The 17,558-nt window shown below is 72.7% G+C and carries 16 protein-coding genes; all 16 read left to right on the forward strand.

What is annotated here, in order from left to right; translation table 11 throughout:
• Nucleotides 1-91 precede the first annotated feature (91 nt).
• The 16 genes from LCH29_RS07655 to LCH29_RS07730 all read left to right on the forward strand — a co-directional run bounded on the left by LCH29_RS07655 (nucleotide 92) and on the right by LCH29_RS07730 (nucleotide 17,545).
• Nucleotides 92-1,075 carry a ParB/RepB/Spo0J family partition protein gene (locus tag LCH29_RS07655; protein WP_446460932.1) on the forward strand — a complete coding sequence of 328 codons (984 nt, stop codon included), beginning with the start codon at nucleotides 92-94 and terminating at the stop codon, nucleotides 1,073-1,075.
• A gap of 123 nt (nucleotides 1,076-1,198) precedes the next feature.
• On the forward strand, nucleotides 1,199-3,205 hold the full coding sequence (locus LCH29_RS07660) for an anthranilate synthase family protein (RefSeq protein ID WP_446460933.1): 2,007 nt from the start codon (nucleotides 1,199-1,201) through the stop codon (nucleotides 3,203-3,205).
• Nucleotides 3,187-4,401 (forward strand): 3-deoxy-7-phosphoheptulonate synthase, encoded by a 1,215-nt coding sequence (locus LCH29_RS07665; RefSeq protein ID WP_446460934.1) that lies wholly within the window; start codon nucleotides 3,187-3,189, stop codon nucleotides 4,399-4,401. Before LCH29_RS07660 ends, LCH29_RS07665 begins: the two co-directional genes overlap by 19 nt.
• A gap of 94 nt (nucleotides 4,402-4,495) precedes the next feature.
• The gene (locus LCH29_RS07670; protein WP_446460935.1) at nucleotides 4,496-5,293 is read left to right on the forward strand and encodes a 2,3-dihydro-2,3-dihydroxybenzoate dehydrogenase; all 798 of its coding nucleotides are present in this window, start codon (nucleotides 4,496-4,498) and stop codon (nucleotides 5,291-5,293) included.
• Nucleotides 5,294-5,302: 9 nt separating this feature from the next.
• Nucleotides 5,303-5,959 carry an isochorismatase family protein gene (locus LCH29_RS07675; protein WP_446460936.1) on the forward strand — a complete coding sequence of 219 codons (657 nt, stop codon included), beginning with the start codon at nucleotides 5,303-5,305 and terminating at the stop codon, nucleotides 5,957-5,959.
• Between the two features lie 38 nt (nucleotides 5,960-5,997).
• Nucleotides 5,998-6,504, forward strand: coding sequence for an SRPBCC family protein (locus LCH29_RS07680; RefSeq protein ID WP_446460937.1), 507 nt, complete (start codon nucleotides 5,998-6,000; stop codon nucleotides 6,502-6,504).
• 21 nt (nucleotides 6,505-6,525) lie between these two features.
• Nucleotides 6,526-8,124 carry a class I adenylate-forming enzyme family protein gene (locus tag LCH29_RS07685; RefSeq protein ID WP_446460938.1) on the forward strand — a complete coding sequence of 533 codons (1,599 nt, stop codon included), beginning with the start codon at nucleotides 6,526-6,528 and terminating at the stop codon, nucleotides 8,122-8,124.
• 13 nt (nucleotides 8,125-8,137) lie between these two features.
• Nucleotides 8,138-9,853, forward strand: coding sequence for an AMP-binding protein (locus LCH29_RS07690; RefSeq protein ID WP_446460939.1), 1,716 nt, complete (start codon nucleotides 8,138-8,140; stop codon nucleotides 9,851-9,853).
• Nucleotides 9,850-11,097 carry an acyl-CoA dehydrogenase family protein gene (locus tag LCH29_RS07695; RefSeq protein ID WP_446460940.1) on the forward strand — a complete coding sequence of 416 codons (1,248 nt, stop codon included), beginning with the start codon at nucleotides 9,850-9,852 and terminating at the stop codon, nucleotides 11,095-11,097. The genes LCH29_RS07690 and LCH29_RS07695 overlap by 4 nt, the downstream gene beginning before the upstream one ends.
• On the forward strand, nucleotides 11,094-12,212 hold the full coding sequence (locus tag LCH29_RS07700; protein WP_446460941.1) for an SDR family oxidoreductase: 1,119 nt from the start codon (nucleotides 11,094-11,096) through the stop codon (nucleotides 12,210-12,212). Before LCH29_RS07695 ends, LCH29_RS07700 begins: the two co-directional genes overlap by 4 nt.
• Nucleotides 12,209-13,192, forward strand: a complete 984-nt coding sequence (locus LCH29_RS07705) for an SDR family oxidoreductase (protein ID WP_446460942.1) — start codon at nucleotides 12,209-12,211, stop codon at nucleotides 13,190-13,192. Before LCH29_RS07700 ends, LCH29_RS07705 begins: the two co-directional genes overlap by 4 nt.
• Nucleotides 13,189-14,721: a PEP-utilizing enzyme gene (locus LCH29_RS07710; RefSeq protein ID WP_446460943.1), complete on the forward strand. Its 1,533-nt coding sequence runs from the start codon at nucleotides 13,189-13,191 to the stop codon at nucleotides 14,719-14,721. Before LCH29_RS07705 ends, LCH29_RS07710 begins: the two co-directional genes overlap by 4 nt.
• Nucleotides 14,708-14,992, forward strand: coding sequence for an acyl carrier protein (locus LCH29_RS07715; RefSeq protein ID WP_446460944.1), 285 nt, complete (start codon nucleotides 14,708-14,710; stop codon nucleotides 14,990-14,992). The genes LCH29_RS07710 and LCH29_RS07715 overlap by 14 nt, the downstream gene beginning before the upstream one ends.
• Entirely contained in the window at nucleotides 14,989-15,645 is a 657-nt protein-coding gene (locus LCH29_RS07720) for a hypothetical protein (RefSeq protein ID WP_446460945.1), read from the forward strand. The genes LCH29_RS07715 and LCH29_RS07720 overlap by 4 nt, the downstream gene beginning before the upstream one ends.
• On the forward strand, nucleotides 15,642-16,772 hold the full coding sequence (locus LCH29_RS07725; RefSeq protein WP_446460946.1) for a PEP-utilizing enzyme: 1,131 nt from the start codon (nucleotides 15,642-15,644) through the stop codon (nucleotides 16,770-16,772). The genes LCH29_RS07720 and LCH29_RS07725 overlap by 4 nt, the downstream gene beginning before the upstream one ends.
• Complete coding sequence (locus tag LCH29_RS07730) at nucleotides 16,769-17,545, forward strand: maleylpyruvate isomerase family mycothiol-dependent enzyme (RefSeq protein WP_446460947.1); 777 nt, start codon at nucleotides 16,769-16,771, stop codon at nucleotides 17,543-17,545. Before LCH29_RS07725 ends, LCH29_RS07730 begins: the two co-directional genes overlap by 4 nt.
• Nucleotides 17,546-17,558 lie beyond the last annotated feature (13 nt).

The following is a 17,558-nucleotide window of genomic DNA, read 5'->3' on the forward strand; positions in this document are numbered from 1 at the left end:
GGGTAGTACGCCTCCTGATGTCTTCGTCCATTGCTGTCTTCCATGAAGCACCGGATTGTCACAGGGGGATAGGCACATGAATGGTCAGCTCATGGCTGACACCGCCGATATCATGGCGCAGCGGTCCACCGAAATGGTGTCCCTGAGCGAGTTAACGCACTTCGATTCGCCCAGGCTGTCGGGCGCGGACAATGAACACGTGCGTCTGCTCGCCGAGTCGGATGCCGAACTGCCGCCCATTCTGGTCAATCGCAGGACGATGCATGTCATCGACGGTATGCATCGGGTGCATGCCGCGGATCTGCGCGGCCTGGGTAAAATCGAGGCGATTTTCTGCGAGTGCGACGATGAAGAAGCGTTCGTCCTCGCGGTCAAAGCAAACGTCTCACATGGACTTCCACTGCCGCGGGCCGACAGGAATGCCGCGGCAAAACGTATCATCAACTCCCATCCGGAATGGTCCGATCGGGCCATTGCTTCGGTCACCGGGCTCTCCCACAAGACGGTCGGCGCGATCCGCCGCCGTGCGAGTGGGGAAATTCCCCAGTCGAGCACCCGGCTCGGGCGCGACGGCCGGGAACGCCCGGTCGACGCCGCCGAGGGCCGTCTCCAGGCCGGCCGGATCCTCGCCGAGCGCCCGGGCGTCTCGCTGCGGGAGGTCGCCCGCGAGGCCGGGGTCTGTGCCGCCACCGTGCGGGACGTCCGCGACCGGCTGCGGCGCGGCGAGGCCCCCGTGGGGCCCGTACGCCGCGAGCCCGAGGCGGCGGCCGCCGCGACCCCGCTGGTTCCCAAGGCGGTAGCCCGCATCGACGGCGCCGACCGCGCCCCCGACCTCTCCGCACTGATCCACAACCTGCGCAAGGACCCGTCGCTGCGGCTCTCCGAGTCGGGCCGCACGTTGCTGCGGCTGCTGGACGCCTGCACGGTGGGCCCGCAAGAGTGGACCCGGATCAGCGACAACGTCCCGCCGCACCGGGTGGAGCTGATCGCCACGGCCGCACGGGAGTGCAGCCGGGCGTGGCAGGACTTCGCCACGGAGCTGGAGCAGCGCTCCAGTCGGCAGGCATCGGGCTGACGTTCCGCGTCCGTCCCGTTCGTTCATCTCCCCGTTCGTTTCTTCGTCTCCTTCGTCCATCCACTCCCAACGGGTCTCGACACCCGTCGCATCGTGAGTCAACGGCGCCTAGGGAAGGCAGGCATGACGAGCCATCAAGTCAGGGGCCTCCGCGACACGGACGCCCACGATCTCCTCCAGGCGCTGGTGGCGCCCGACCCGCCCCCGTTCGCCCTGCTGCGCAGAGCGTGTGCGGGCGGGCACGAGGTGGAGGTGCTGACCGGGACGGTGGCCGAGGTGGGGTCGCTCGCCGAACTGCCTTCCCCCGGCCCCGCGGAAGCGGACGCGGGCGCCGGGGGCGGCGCACCGGCCGAGGTGCTGGCGGTCATCCCCTTCCGCCAGGTCACCGAGCGCGGGTACGCGTGCAACGACGACGGCGAACCGATCCTGGCGCTCACCGCGGAGCGGCGCGCAGCCCTCCCCGTCAAGGAGGCGCTGGATCTGCTGCCCGACGCCGAAGTCGCCCTGCGCGACGCGGGGTTCGACATCGGGGACGAGGACTACGAGAAGGTCGTGGAGAAGATCCTCGACCAGGAGATCCGGGCCGGTGAGGGCTCCAACTTCGTCATCAGGCGGTCCTTCCGGGCCACCCTGGGCGACTACCGGCCCGAGGTCGCCCTGACCGTCTTCCGGCGGCTGCTGACCATGGAGTCCGGCGCCTACTGGACCTTCGTGGTGCACACCGGCGACCGCACCTTCGTCGGCGCCTCCCCGGAGCTGCACGTCCAGGTCGACGGGGGCACCGCGCGGATGAACCCGATCAGCGGCACCTACCGCTATCCGCCCTCCGGCGCGGACCTGGACGGGGTGCTGGAGTTCCTGGGCGACCAGAAGGAGACCGACGAACTCTTCATGGTCGTGGACGAGGAGCTGAAGATGCTCGCCCGGGTCTGCGACCGCGGCGCCCGGGCCCGCGGCCCCCATCTGCGCGAGATGGCCAAGCTCGCGCACACCGAATACCTGCTGGAGGGCGCCACCTCGCGGGACGTCCGCGAGGTGCTGCGCGAGACGATGTTCGCGCCGACCATCACCGGCAGCCCGCTGGAGAACGCCTGTCGGGTGATCGCCCGGCACGAGGAGAGCGGACGCGGCTACTACGGCGGCGCCCTCGCCCTCCTCGGCCGGGACACCACCGGCCGGGACACCCTGGACTCGGCGATCCTCATCCGCACCGCCGACATCGGCCGCGAGGGCGACCTGCGCATCGACGTCGGCGCCACCCTGGTCCGGGACTCCCGGCCCGCCGCTGAGGTCGCCGAGACCTGGGCCAAGGTGGACGCGCTGCTGACCGCCACCGGGCTGGAGGAGCGGCGGGGCGCCGGGCCCGCGGCACCGGCCCGGCCCGCGGGCGGGGGTGCGCCACTCGCCCACGACCCCGAGGTTCTCGGCGCGCTGGAGCGGCGCAACGCCGGTCTGTCCGCCTTCTGGCTGGGCCAGGAGGACGACCGGCCCGTGCGGACGGCCGGGCCGGACGCCGGGCGGGTGCTGATCGTCGACGCCGAGGACACGTTCACCGGCATGCTCGGCCACCAGACCCGCTCGCTGGGCCTGGACGCCACCATCCGCCCCTGGAACGCCGTACGCCCGGAGGACGCCGACGGCTACGACTGCGTCGTCCTGGGACCGGGACCCGGCGACCCCCGGGCCACCGCCGACCCCAAGGTGCGCGGCATCGCCGAGCTGATCGGCGGGCTCTTCGCCCGGGGTATCCCGTTCGTCGGCGAATGCCTCAGCCACCAGGTGCTGTGCGCGCTGCTGGGGCTCGAACTCTTCCCCAGGGAGCGGCCCAACCAGGGCACCCAGCGCCGCATCGACTTCTTCGGACGGTCCGAGCCGGTCGGCTTCTACAACTCGTACGCCGCCCGCCACACCGACGACCGGCTGTATTCCCCACTCGCCCGCGGCGCCGTCGAGCTGTGCCGCAACCCGGCCACCGGCGAGGTGCACGCGGTGCGCGGCGAGCGGTTCGCCGCCACCCAGTTCCATCTGGAGTCGGTGCTGACCGAGCACGGCACCGACCTCCTCGCCGACCTGCTCGGCTGGGCGCTGCGGCACCCCGCCGAGCTGATCGAATGCGAAGCCGACCGGTGATCGGCGACGGCACCCGGGCCGCGCCCGGACTTCCCTGGCCCGAGGGGACGGTGGCCGCGCAGCAGCCGGAGTGGAAGGCCCACCCGGACTACGTGGCGAGTCGCGCCGCCCTGTCCGCCGCGCCCGCGCTGGTGACCGCCGCCGAACTGGCCCGGCTGCGCCGGGCGCTGGCGGTGGTGGCCGGTGGCGGGGCGCGGATGGTCCAGCTCGGCGACTGCGCGGAGAGCTTCGAGGAGACCGGCGCCGATCACGTCCGCGCCAAGACGGCGGTGCTGCACGCCCTCGCCGATGAACTCGGGGGCGACGGACCGGTGTTACGGGTCGGGCGGATCGGCGGCCAGTTCGCCAAGCCGCGCAGCAGTCCCTTCGAGGACGTCGACGGGGTGCCGCTGCCCGCCTTCCGCGGCCACATGGTCAACGGCGAGGCGCCGTCCGCCGGGGCGCGGGCGCACGATCCGCGGCGGATGGTGCGGGCGTACGAGGCGAGCGCCGAGGTGTTACGGGTCCTCGCCCGCGACCGGGACCGGCGCGCCGGACGCCGCCCGGGACCGTTCCCCGACGGGCCCTGGTCCAGCCACGACGCGCTGGTCATCGACTACGAGGCCCCGCTGGTCCGCGTCGACGCAGGCCAGCGGATCCTCACCTCCACCCATCTGCCCTGGCTCGGCGACCGCACCAGAGCGCCCGGGTCGGCCCATGTGCGGCTGCTGTCCCAGGTGGCGAACCCGGTCGCGCTCAAGCTCGGCCCCTCCGCCGGCCCCGACGAACTCGCCGAGGTGTGCGCCCTGCTGGACCCGGACCGGACCCCGGGCAGACTCACCCTGATCGCGCGCATGGGCGCGGAGCGGGTCGCCGAGCTGCTGCCGCCCCTGGTGGCCGCCGTACGGGCCCGGGGCCACCGGGCGGTGTGGCTGAGCGACCCGATGCACGGCAACACCGTGCGGGCGGGCGGGGTGAAGACCCGTCACCTGAGCGCCGTCGTGGACGAGGCGGTCCGCTGCAAGAGGGTCCTGGAGGCGGCGGGGGAGCACCCCGGCGGACTCCATCTCGAAGTCGCCGCGTCGGATGTCACCGAATGTCTCGGCGGAAAGGTCGACGGGGTCGAGCGACTGGCCGAGCGCTATACGACGCTGTGCGATCCGCGGCTGAATCCCGATCAGGCAGCCGAATTGATGCGCACCTGGATTCGCGCATAGGAATCCGTAGACTCGGCAATACCCGCCGAACATATACGCGGCGTCTCTTCGCTCCGCCCGGCGGCTGCCCCTTCTCTTTCAGGAAGGTGAGGATTTGACCGAGCACAAGGACACTGCCGACATCGCCTGCCGGGTCGCACTGGTCACCGGCGCGGCCGGCGGAATCGGAACCGCCATCGCCCGGGCACTCGCGGGCCGGGGAACTCTGGTGGCCGCCGTGGACAAGGATGCCGACCGGCTGACCGATCTGGTGGAGAAGATGGCGGCGGACGGACTGACCGCCGTCGCCTTTCCCGCCGATGTCACCGACAGCGGGCGCATCGACGAGGTGGTCGACCGGATCGAAAACGAACTGGGCGCCGTGGACCTGCTGGTGAACGCGGCCGGAGTGATGCGCGCCGGATCCGCCCTGGACATGTCGGACCTCGATTGGCGGGCCATCTTCTCGATCAATCTGGACGGTGTCTTCCACTGTTCCCGGGCCGTCGCCTCGCGCATGAAGGAACGCGGCGAGGGCGCCATCGTGACCGTCGCCTCCAACGCCGGACGGATACCCCGGGTGCATATGGCGGCATACGGCGCCTCGAAGGCCGCCGCATCCCTCTACACCAAGTCCCTCGGACTGGAACTGGCGGAATACGGAATCCGCTGCAACGTGGTGTCGCCCGGTTCGACCGATACCGACATGCTGCGTTCGCTGTGGTCCGCGGAAGCCGACCGGCAGACCACGATCGACGGTTCGATGGCCACGTACAAGACCGGAATCCCGCTGCGCCGGATCGCCGAACCCGGCGACATCGCGGACGCCGTTCTCTTCCTCGCCTCCGACCGGGCCCGGCACATCACCATGCAGGACCTGTGCGTCGACGGCGGCGCCATTCTGGGGGTGTGAGAAAAGGCCATGGGTATCCCCGCCATCGCGCCCTATCCGATGCCGACCGCGGCCGATCTGCCGAAGAACCAGGTCGACTGGCGGCCCGACCCGGAGCGCGCCGTCCTCTTCTTCCACGACATGCAGGCGTACTTCCTGGCGCCCTACGACCCGGGCAGCGCCCTGTACGGCGAGCTGCTGGCCAACACCCGTGCCCTGCGCGAACGGGCCGCCGCGCTCGGCATGCCGGTGGTCTACTCGGCCCAGCCCGGCGACATGGACCGCGCCCAGCGCGGTCTGCTCCACGACTTCTGGGGGCCCGGGATGTCCGCGCACGAGCGGGACACCGGGATCGTGGAACCGCTGCGCCCGGCCGACGGGGACATCGTGCTGACGAAGTGGCGTTACAGCGCTTTCGTCCGCTCCGGACTCCGTGATCTGATCGAAAGGTCCGGCCGCGATCAATTGATCGTGTGCGGGGTCTACGCCCATGTCGGCTGTCTGATGACCGCGGTCGACGCCTTCAGCTCCGATATCCAGCCGTTCCTGGTGGCGGACGCCCTCGCCGATTTCACCGCCGACCACCACCGGTCCGCGCTGGACTATGCCGCGCACTGCTGCGCGGCGATCCACACCACCGAGCAGATGCTCGACTTCCTGGCTGCCGAGAAGACCTCCGCCCGATAGAGGGGTGCCGACCCATGAGTTCCACGGAAACGTTCCGCGTGGACGCCACCACCGAAATCCGCGCTGATCCCGCCGCCGTCTTCGCCTATGTCAGCGACCTCGCCCGCAGCGGTGACTGGAGCCCCGAGTGCCTGGGCGGGGAATGGACCGAAGGGGAACCGTCGGCCGTCGGCTCCGTCTTCACCGCGCGCAACCACCGGGAGCCGGATGTGGTCGCCTGGGCGCCAGTCGTGCGCGGGGACTGGACCACGCAATGCGAGGTCGTGGAATCCGTCGCCCCGCGCGTGTTCAGCTGGGCCATGCGCACCAAAGACGGCCGCGCCCAGGAGAGCGTATGGTCGTTCACGGTCGAGCCGACGGCGGGCGGAGTTACGCTGACCCACGCCTTCTGGATGGGCGAACTGACCGAAGGCATGCGGGGAATTCTCCACGGCATGAGCGACGCCGAGGTGAAGAAGTTCCTCGACGACTGGTCGGACAAAATCGACGGCGATATGCGGCAGTCGCTCGTCCGTATCAAGGCCGCACTCGAAACCGCCTCCTGATGGCGAGGGGTGACGCCCACCGTGATTCTGCAACGCATCGGGAACAGGGGACTGTTCCTGGGCTCCTTCTTCGACGGGGCCGCCAAGAAGAGCCCGTACCAGAAAATCACCCTCGACCACGAACTCGACATCGCACCGGAGCTGGGCACCGACCTCACCGTCTACGCCTGTGCGAATCTCGTCGCCGAAATGGCGTCCGCGCTGCGTGATCTGCGGGTGCGCCCGGGCGACAAGGTCGCCGTCTACAAAGAGGACGGCTTCGACATCTTCCTGCTCACCTGCGCGGTCGCCCGCGTCGGCGCGGTCCCCGTCGCCCTCTCGCCCAGCCTCACCGGCGAGGTCGTCGCGGAGCTGCTGAGCCGCTGCGACTGGCCGCATCTGATCACCGACGAGAAGAAGCTGGTCGGCGAGCTGCCGCCGGATGTCACCCAGCGCTGCGAGCGGGTCTTCCTGGTGACCGGCGAGGCCGAGGGCACCACTCCGCTGCGGCGGGATCCCGAGGCGCATCTGCGCCCGTACACCCGGACCAGGACCCGGCGACCCGCGCTGCTCACCCACACCTCCGGCACCACCGACACCCCCAAGCTCGTCGTGCACACGGCCCGTTCGCTGCGCGCCCGCTACCGCCCGCAGGCGCTCGGCGCGCGGCTGCTGATACGCGGCCGCGAAACCCTCGCCGTACGGGTGTCGTTCGTGCACTCGCGCCTGGTGACCGCGCTCGCCATCGCGCTCAAGCGCGGCTTCCCGATCGTCATCACCAAGGACGCCACGCCCGAGCGGATCGCCGACATCTTCGCCGAGGTCAAGCCCGGTGTGCTGGAGGCCCACCCCAACACGTTCGTGGAGTGGGAGCCGCTGGCCGACGACCCGCGCGGTCCGCTGTCCAACGTCCTGGCGCTCAGCAGCACCTTCGACGCCATCCATCCGCGGACCGTGCAGAAGATCCTCGGCGCGTCCCGCCGTCGGCGCCCGTTCCACCTCCAGCTGTACGGACAGAGCGAGGTGGGACCCACCGTCGGCCGCGCCACCTCCCGGCGGCGCGCGATGTCCGCCGACGGACGCTGTGTCGGCTTCCCGTTCCCCGGGATGACGGCGGTCCGGGTGGTCGACCGCAACGGCCGCACCCCAGGCCCCGGCGACCCCGGCTTCATCGAGGTGCGCTCCGACGGCCGGGCGCTCACCTACTTCGGCGAGGACGCCCGCTTCCAGCGGCAGCTCGACGACGGCTGGTGGCGGATGGGCGACGTCGGCTACCGCACCCGCTGGGGCTGTCTGCACGTCTCCGACCGCGAGGTCGACGTCATCCCCGGCTTCGGCAGCGCGCTGGAGGCCGAGGACCTGCTGATGTCGCGGCTCGACAGCCTCCTGGAGGTCGTGGTCGTGCCCGGTGATGAGGGCGCGCCGACCCCGGTGGTGGTGACCCGGGACGGCGGGCCGCTGGACGTGGCCCGCTGGGAGGAGGCGGCCGCCCGGCTGGCCCCGATGCGCCCGCCGGTGCAGCTGAGCCTGGACGAACTGCCGCGCACCGCCACCGCCAAAGTGCAGCGGCTGGAGCTGGCGCGGCTGCTGCGGGACCGGACCGCCGGGCCCGGGCCGGACACCCGGCCGACCGAAGAGTAGGGGGAAGGTCACCTTGTCGCAGCGAACGTCGCAGCGAACGGCACAGCGCAGCGCGCAGCGGAAAACACCCGACCACGACCGCGTGTTCGGCTGGCTGGACGACCCGTCGGACGAGCGCGGGATGCGGTTCCGGCTGGACGACGGCTCCTGGCAGCGGCTCACCTACCGGGAGCTGGCCGGGCGGACCCTGGGCGCGGGCGCCGCGCTCGCCGACGCGGGGGTGCGGCCCGGGGACGTGGTGCCGCTGGTGCTGCCCGGCGGGGAGGACTTCGTCACGCAGTTCTTCGGGCTGCTCGCGATCGGCGCCACCCCGTCCGTCCTGCCCCTGCCGCTCGCGCTGCGCGGGGGAGAGGGCTACCAGAACCAGCTGAAGGCCATCACCGCCCGCATCCATCCGCGCCACGCCATCGCCGACCCGCGCTACCACGACGTGGTCGCGGAGAACGTCGCCCGGCTCGGCGGCGGCACCGACGTCCTGGCGCCGAGTTACGCCGACCGCCCCGAGGAGGCGCCGCGCGCCTGGGGCGAGCTGGCGGTGCTCCAGTTCACCTCCGGCTCCCGCGGCTCACCGCGCGGACTGCGCATCTCGATGGCCAACCTGGCCACCAACCTGCGCATGATCCAGGGCTGGATGAACCCGGTGGGCTACGGTGCGGTCACCTGGCTGCCGCTCTACCACGACATGGGGCTCGTCGGCGGGCTGCTGGGCGCGCTGACCCTCCAGGTGGAACACGCGCTGATGCGGCCCGAGCAGTTCATCCGGGACACCCGCGGCTGGATCGCCGAGTACGGACGCACCCCGTACTCCAACATGTGCATGCCCAACTTCGGCTTCGAGCGGGTGCTGTCGGCGGTCCGCCCCGAGGACCTCGAAGGGCTGGACTTCTCCGCACTGAGCGCCGTGGTCAGCGGCGCCGAGCGGATCGACCCCGCGGTGCTGGCCCGCTTCGCCGCGCTGCTCGGCCCGCACGGCTTCGACGTACGGGCGCTGATGCCCGCGTACGGGCTGGCCGAGGGCACCCTCGCGGTCACCGGCGTGAGCAAGCACCACGTCGCCCGGATGGTGCGGGCGGGCGGCCTGGAGCGGCGGCTCGGGGAGAAGCTGGACGTGAGCGAGGTCGTCGAGCTGAGCACCGTGCCCGTCGACGAACCCTGGACCTGGCAGGTCAGTTGCGGTCCGCCGCTGGAGACCGCGCGCGTGGAGATCCTGGACGAGGACGGCGCCCCGCAGCCCGAAGGGGTGCTCGGGGAGATCTACGTCGAGGGCCCCTCGGTCGCCGACGGCTACGCCGACCCCGCGCCCGAGGACGTGGCCAAGCTGCACGACGGCAGGCTGTACACCGGCGACGCCGGGTTCCTGCTGGACGGCGAGCTGTATGTGATCGGCCGGCTCGGCGACAGCGTGAAGATCAACGGGCAGAACGTCTTCGTCGAGGACATCGAACTCGAACTCGTCGCCTCCGGGGCCATCTCCCGGCGGTACGCGACCGTCGTCGCCGGGATCACCGGGGGCGAACCGAGGGTGCTGCTGGTCACCGAACGCCCCCTGGGCGACCGGCTGGACGACGCGCTGTCCGTCATCGCGTCGTTCACCGGCGACGCGGCCCATGCCGAGGTGCGGTACGTCAAGCGCGGCACCATCCCCCTGACCTCCAGCCGCAAGCCCCGCCGCCGTTCGCTGTGGCTGTCGTACGTGGCGGGTGAACTGAAGGAGCGTAACGATTCGTGAGTGTTGTGGCCGCAACCGAGGAGCAGACCGCACCCGCGGAGCAGACCTCCCGCCTCTTCACGGCCGGGCCGTTCGGCGAGCGAGTGGAGGACACCCGTAAAAGCGTCGCGGAGCTGCTGCGGCGGACCTTCGAACCGGTCGCCGAACAGGCCGAGGCCGAGGGGCTCTTCCCGCGCGACGCGCTGGCCGGACTCGGCCGCGCCGGACTCTTCGAGGAGCGCTGGCGGGCGTCGTCCCCGGCCGACCCGTACGGCGACCCCGGGCTCGGCGTGATCATCGCCGAGGAGAGCGGCCGGCTCGGGCACGCCAGCCTGTCGGTCGGGCTCAGCCTCCACTGCGAGACGGTCCTGTCCATCCTCACCCGCTTCGGGGACTCCCCGCTGCTCGCCGAGTACCGGGCCGGGGCGCTGGAAGGGCGCCTCGTCGGCTGTCTCGGCGCCTCCGAACCGACCGGCGGCTCCGACCTCAACGGGGTGCGCACGGTCGCCCGCAAGACGCCCGGCGGCTGGCGGGTCACGGGCGAGAAGAAGTACCTCTCGCTCGGCCTGGTCTGCGACGTCGCCCTGCTGCTGTGCCGCCTGGACGAGGGCTCGGGGCCGGTCGACGGCAGGCTCGGGCTGCTCGCCGTACCGCGCGACGGGCTCACCCCCCGCAAACGGCTCGACAAGGCGGGCACCTCCGCGCTGGACACCACCTGGATGGTCATCGACGCCGAGGTCCCCGACGAGGCCCTGGTGGGCCGCCGCGGCGGCGGACTCCTCGGCGCCACCTGGGGGCTGAACCACGAACGGCTCTCCATCGCCGCCCAGGCCGTCGGCGGCGCGGCCCGCGCCATCGGGCTGGCCACCGCCCACCTCCAGCGCCGCCGGCAGTTCGGCAAACCGCTGATCGAACAGCAGGCGCTGCGGCTGCGGCTGGCCGAGCTGTCGTCCCGGCTGATCGCGCTGCGCTACGCCGTCTACACCGCCGCCCAGGGCGTCGCCGTGCCCGGCGCGTGCGGCACCCGCGAGGTCGCGGCGCTCAAGACCACCGCGGCGCGGTTCGTCGAAGAGGTCATGAGCGAGTGCATGCACCTCTTCGGCGGCCCCGGCTATCTCGAGGACGAGACGCCGCTCGCCCGCATGTGGCGCGACTCCCGGCTGGCCCGGCTCGGCGGCGGCACCGACGAGATGATGTGGGAGCTGGTCGCCGGGGGACTGGTGCCCGACACCGCCGCCTACGACGAGGGTGTCGATCTCGGATGAAGGTGCTGCTGACCGGAATCACCGGACAACTCGGCACCGCGGTCGCCGAGATCGCCCCGCGGCGCGGGATCGAGATCGTGCCGCTGGTGCGCCGCGCCCGCCCCGGCCAGGTCCCCTTCGAGCGGCTGTTCCCCTCGCTCGCCGCGGCCCGGGTCGGCGGCGACGTACGCGAACCGCTGTGGGGGCTGACGGACGCGGAGCTGGACGAGCTGGCCCAGGACGTCGACGCCGTCGTCAACCTCGCCGGGGACACCAACTGGGCGGGCAGCGGCCGCGATCTGTACGCCGTCAACGTGCTGGGTGCCCTGGGCGGCTACGAGGTCGCCCGCGAGCTCCAGCGCCGCTCCGGCCGCCGGGTGGTCTACGGCTACGCGTCGTCGATCTTCGTCGCGGGCGGCACCCTCGGCCGGATCGCCGAGACGCCGCTCGCCCCCGACCGCCACCGCACCGCGTACGAGCACAGCAAATGGCTGGCCGAACAGGAGCTGACGCGGCGGCACGGCCCCGGCGAGCCCGATGTCCTCATCGGCCGGGTCGCCGCCCTGCTCGGCGACTCGCGGACCGGCGCCACCCGCAAGCGCAACTCGCTGTACCTGCTGGCCGAACGGTGGGACGAGCTGCCCGGCCGGGTGCTGCCCGCCATGCGCGGCGCCCGGGTCGACGTCCTGCCGCGCGACCTGGCGGCGGGCACCCTGCTGGACGCGCTGGCCGGGCTGCACCGCTCAGGACCGCGCCCCGAGCCCGTCGTCACCCATCTGTCCGCCGGGGAGCGGGCCCCCTCCATCCGCGGCCTGCTGGAGGTGGCGCGCGCGATCGCGCCGCTGCACTTCGGCAAGTGGCTGCGGCTGGTCCCGGCCTCCGCCGAACAGGTGCTGTGGCTCTCCGCCAACGCCGAACGCTTCCTGCCGCTGTCCCAGGCGTGGCGCAACAGCCTCACCGGACTGCGCTACATCGGGCTGGACCGGGTGATGGAGCGCGGCCGGCTGGCCGGTCTGGTGGACGGGCCGCTGCCCGAACCCTCCACCGAACTGCTCGCCCGGCTGCTGTTCGACCTCCCGGCGCCGAGGCGTCCCCTGGCCCCCGCCGACAGCGGATTGTCGAGGTTCCTGGCATGAACGTGTTGATTCTGGGCGGCTCCGGGTTCCTGGGCACGGCCGTGGCGCAGGCGTGCGAACGCGACGGCGCCACCGTCCGGGTGCTGTCCCGCAGCGGCCGCTCCGCCGTCGGTGAGGGCGTCCGCGGCGACGTACGGATGCCGCGCCTCGGCCTGTCGTCCGCCGATCTGGCCCGGGTCCGGGACGAGACCACCCATGTGGTGCTCTGCTTCGGCTCGGTGTCCTGGACCTCGGGACCAGGTGAGGTGCTGGAGACCCACAGCTCCGGGATGCGCTCCGCGCTGGCCTTCCTGCGCGAGCTGCCCGCACTGCGGCAGGCCGTGCACATCTCCTCGCTGCTGGCGCTCGGCCGCGCCGAGGGCCGGATCACCAACCGCGAGCTGTACACCGGCCAGCGCTTCCGCAACTGGTACGAGTACGGCAAGTACTGCGCCGAACGACTGGTCCGGGACACCCCCGAACTGCCCGTCGGCGTCGTCCGCTTCGGCCCGGTGCTCGGCCCCGACCCGCGCGGCGGACGGCCCGACACCCGCCATGGACTGCCGATGGTCTTCCCGCATCTGCTCGCCGGATACCCGGTGCACCTGGCCCGGCGCGGGGACTTCCCCTGCTGGATCACCGACGCCACCTCCGCCGCGCAGATCGTGCTGAAGGCGCTCACCACGCCCATCGGCCGCTCCACCTGGACCTGGTTCGACCCGGCGATGCCCACCCTCGGCGAGGTGTTCACCGAGGTGTGCCGCCCCTGGGGCGTGGTGCCGAAGATCGTCGAGGCCGGGCCGCTCGGCCGGTTCACCCGGCTGATCGGTGAACGGGTCGGCGCGCCGAAGGAGCTGACGGAGTACACCGAGCCCTGGTTCGACCTGGACGCAGATGTCCTCAAGGAGATCCCCGAGCCCTGGCCCGTCCCCGACCCCGACTACCTCGGGGCCACCGGTGAGGCGCTGCGCGGCGGTACGGAGAGGAGGGCCCTCGTATGACCGAGCAGGCGACCGAGCAACCGGGGACCGTGGAGGTGTCGGTCGACACCGATCCGCATCCGTACTTCCGCGTCTACTCGGCGGGCAACTTCGGCGAAGTGGCCCCGCAGCGGCTCTCGCCCATGTCCTGGTCGCTGGTGGGCGACCCGATGGAGCGCGGCACCCGGGCGCTGGCCCGGCGGCTGTGGGGCCGTCCGGCCTGGGCCGAGGGCGGACACTACGTCTTCGTCGGCTACTTCGGCTGCCGCCCGTACCACAACCTGGCCGCCTACTGTCATCTGTCCGCCTCCATCCCGGGACTCCGGCCGAGCGACGTCACCGACGCCTACTTCGAGGGCATCGACTCCCCGGAGGAACTCACCGCGCTGCGCTCCGGCCGGGTCCGCCAGGTCGCGGGCAGCGCCAAGCTGCTGGGCGAACTGCGCGACACCGGACCGCGGCTGCGTGCGCTGGAGGAGCGGGTCGCCGAGCTGGAGTGGGGGCTGCGTGCCGCGACCACCACCGACAGCCCCATCGCGCTGGCCGGGGTGCTGCGCGAGGCGCTGCCCGTCCTCGAAGAGGCCTGGGCGGTGCACATCCTGACCACCTCAGGGCTGGTGCCGGTCACCGCGCTCCAGCGGCGCGTCTACGGCAAGCTGCTGCGGCACGGCAAGGAGATCGCGCACTGGCTGACCCGGCCGCGCGAGCTGGTCTGGGACCGGCTGCACACCGCGGCGTCCACCCTGGACCCGTTCGGCCCCGGCGACTTCCTGGCCTCCTCCTTCTACGAGGTCGCGGACGGGCAGGCGCCCTGGCAGGACTACGCGGTGCGGCACAAGCAGGTGGCGGGCGGCAGCGGCGAGGCGTCCGTGGCGCCGATCGACCCGGCCGAGGCCCTGGCCGGGATGGTCTCGCCCTGGCGCAGCCGCACCGTACGGTCGCTGGCGGTCGCCGTCGGCGAGATGATGGCCGGGCGCGAGCACTCCAAGTCCCTCGCGATGCGCACCCTGCACATCTACCGGCGGCTGCTGCCCGCGCTGGCGTCCTCGATGGGCGGCGACGCGGACCTGTGGCCGTATCTGACGATCCGGGAGTTCACCGAGCTGGCCACCCGGCCCGCGCTGATCGAGCGGGCCCGGCCGCGGATCGAGGCCTGCCGGGCGGCGCTCGCCACCCCGATGCCCGAACACCTCGACCTCACCGGCGACGACGGGGTGATCCGGCCGTGGCTGAGCCGGACGCCCCAGGCGCTGCGCGGGGTGGCACCCGGCATCGGCACCGGCACGGTGATGACCCCCGAGGGCGATCTGCCCGACGACCCCGTGATCATCGTCTGCTCGTCCGCCGACGCGGACATCGCCCCGCTGCTGCCCTTCGCCGAGGGCGTGCTCAGCGAGCGCGGCAGCGATCTGTCGCACATCGCGATCCTCTCCCGCGAGTACGGGATTCCGTGCGTCGTGGGCTATCCCGGCGCGGCCTCGCTGCCTGCGGGCACGGCCGTCTCCATCAACGGCAGTACCGGAGAGGTGAACATCCTTGACCCTTCCTGACTCCACCCGAACGTCCGCGAACACCGAGACCCTGACCGCTCTCGAGGAGGTCTACGCCCAGGTCAAGCGGGTCCAGCGGGATCTGCGGCCCACCGATCGCATCATCCAGGACCTGGAGATCGACTCGCTGGCCACCCTGGAGATCCTGCTGGCCCTGGAGGAACGCTTCGGCGTGGCGCTGGTCGACAACCCCAAGGCCGCCACCATCACGACGGTCGGCGACCTCGTCGGACTCCTCGACGAACTGCGCGCCGACGCCGCCACGACATGACGACGGGAGACGCATTGCTTCCCGAAAGCGACACCGGCACCGCCGCCTTCGACGTCCTGCACACCCTGGTCATCAAGGGCATGGCACCGGCCGACCCGCTGGTGGCGGGCGCCGGGCACGGCCGCGAGGACGTCCTCGCCGAACTGGAGAAACTGCGGGCCGACGGGCTCGCCACCCACATGGAGCGGCGCGGGCTGTGGCGCATCACGGCCGAGGGCCGCGAGCGGCACACCGCGCTGATCGCCGACGACCTGGCGGGCGACGGCCGGGACCGGCTGCGACCGGGTTACGAGCGCTTCCTGCCGGTGAACGACCGGTTCAAGGAGCTGTGCACCCGCTGGCAGCTCCGCGACGGCGCCACCAACGACCACACCGACGCCGCCTACGACCAGGCGCGGGTGGCCGAACTCGGCGCCGTGCACGACGAGGCCGTCGAGGTGACCGGTGAACTCGCCGCCGTACGCCGCCGGTTCGGGCGCTACGCCGACGGCCTCGGCGGCGCCCTGGCCCGGGTGCGCGACGGCGACCACAAGGCGTTCACCGGCGTCATGTGCGACTCCTACCACGACGTCTGGATGGAGCTGCACCGCGATCTGCTGCTCTCGCTGGGGATCGAGCGGGAGGCCGAGGAACGGGCGGGGACGGCGCGGTGACCGGCGCGGACATCCCCGTGACCGGCGCCGGAACGGTGCTGCGGCTCACCGGCGAACTCGGCGACGGCGACCGGACCGCGGTCGGCGGCAAGGCCGTGGGGCTCGCCGCGCTGCTGCGCGCCGGGGCGACCGTCCCCGACACCTGGGTGGTGCCGGTCGGCGCCGAGCCCGCCGCCGACGACCTCGCCCGGCTCGCGGCGGTCGCCCCGCGCTGGGCGGTGCGCAGCTCGGCCACGGTCGAGGACGGGGCGGCGCTCAGCTACGCGGGCATGTTCCGCAGCGAACTCGACGTCCCCGCCGACGACTTGGCCACGGCCATCGCCGCCGTACGGGACTCCGCGCGCAGCGGCCGGGTGACCGCCTACCGGGAGCGCACCGCGTCCGGGCCGATGCTCGACGTCGGGATGGCGGTGCTGCTCCAGCCCTTCCGCACCCCGGTGCGCAGCGGGCTGTGGCTGGGCCGCGGCCCCGGCCGGGGACGGCTGGAGTGGGTGCGCGGCAGCGGCGACGCCCTGGTCTCCGGCGCCGTCACCCCCGCCTGGGAGGAGTGGACGCCCGAGGGACCCGCCGGGGGATCGGAGCCGGAGCCGCTGGAGAGCGGCGGGGTGCCGGTCGGCTCGGCGTGCGTCGCGGTGCAGAACGCGCTCGGCGTGCCCGCCGACCTGGAATTCGCCCTGCTCGACAGCGGTCTGGTGTGGCTTCAGTTCCGGCCGATGACCACCGAGCTGGGGGAGTCGCCGGGGCCCGCCGCCGAGACGGACGGGACGGATGAGAAGGACGGGAAGGGCGGGAAGGACGGGAAGCACGCGAAGGTCGTGCACGGCATCGCGGCGTCCGCCGGGGCGGCCACCGCCCGAGCGCTGCGGCTGCGGGACGTCGACGACCCCCGCTGGGAGCCGGGCGCGGTGCTGCTCGCCGAGCAGACCGACCCGGACTGGGTTCCGCTGATGGCGGAGGCGGCCGCCCTGGTCACCGCCGAGGGCGGGATGCTGTGCCACGCCGCCATCGTCGCCCGCGAACTCGGGGTGCCCTGTGTGACCGGGGTCGGCGCGGCGGCGCTGGAGCGGCTGGCCGCGGGCGGCCCGGTCGCGGTGGACGGCTCGGCGGGAACGGTGGCGATCCTGTGACCCCGGTACGCGAGCCCGCGACCCCGGTGCGCGAGGAGCTGGCCGATCTCGCCGACGAACAGCGGGAGTTCGGCGCCCTGGTGCGGTCCCTCACCGACGCCGACTGGGTCCGTGACTCGGCGGCGGACGGCTGGACCGTGGCCGACCAGGTGTCCCATCTGGCCGACACCGAGGAGGTCGCCCGCGACACCCTGGCGGGCGGCCCGCGCGCGTTCGCCGATGCCGTCCCCGCCTATCCGACCGCCGAGGACTTCACCGCCGCCGGATGCCGCCGCGGCGACGGGCTGTCGCCCGGCGACCTGACCGCCTGGTGGGACCGGGCCGGTACGGCGACCCGCCGGCTGCTGGCCGAACGCGCCCCCGGCGACCGCGTGGCCTGGGGATTCGGCATGACCACCGAGGTGTTCGCCACCGCCCGGCTCATGGAGCACTGGGCGCACGGCCTGGACATCCGGGACGCGCTGGGGCTGCCGGTGGCCGAGACGCCCCGGCTGCGCCACATCGCGACGCTCGGCCACGCCACCCTGCGCTACGCCCTGGGCCGGGCCCGGGTGCGCCCGCCCGCGGACCGCACCCTGCGGCTGGAGCTGACGGCGTACGACGGCACCCGCCACACCGTCGGACCCGACGACGCGACCGATGTGCTGCGCGGCCCGCTGCTGGCGTGGTGCCGGGTCGCGACCCGGCGCACCCGGGGCGCCGCGGCGGGGGAGCTGACGGCCGACGGCGAACTCGCCGAACTCGCGCTGCTGCACGCGCGGGCGTATCTGTGAAAGCGAGGCAGGA

The sequence above is a fragment of the Streptomyces sp. BRA346 genome (assembly GCF_052851135.1).

Bases quoted from the DNA above. Each gene is read 5' to 3' on its own strand.
- LCH29_RS07655 (WP_446460932.1), top strand. From the start codon at position 92: ATGGCTGACACCGCCGATATCATGGCGCAGCGGTCCACCGAAATGGTG.
- LCH29_RS07660 (WP_446460933.1), top strand. From the start codon at position 1,199: ATGACGAGCCATCAAGTCAGGGGCCTCCGCGACACGGACGCCCACGAT.
- LCH29_RS07665 (WP_446460934.1), top strand. From the start codon at position 3,187: ATGCGAAGCCGACCGGTGATCGGCGACGGCACCCGGGCCGCGCCCGGA.
- LCH29_RS07675 (WP_446460936.1), top strand. From the start codon at position 5,303: ATGGGTATCCCCGCCATCGCGCCCTATCCGATGCCGACCGCGGCCGAT.
- LCH29_RS07700 (WP_446460941.1), top strand. From the start codon at position 11,094: ATGAAGGTGCTGCTGACCGGAATCACCGGACAACTCGGCACCGCGGTC.
- LCH29_RS07705 (WP_446460942.1), top strand. From the start codon at position 12,209: ATGAACGTGTTGATTCTGGGCGGCTCCGGGTTCCTGGGCACGGCCGTG.
- LCH29_RS07710 (WP_446460943.1), top strand. From the start codon at position 13,189: ATGACCGAGCAGGCGACCGAGCAACCGGGGACCGTGGAGGTGTCGGTC.
- LCH29_RS07720 (WP_446460945.1), top strand. From the start codon at position 14,989: ATGACGACGGGAGACGCATTGCTTCCCGAAAGCGACACCGGCACCGCC.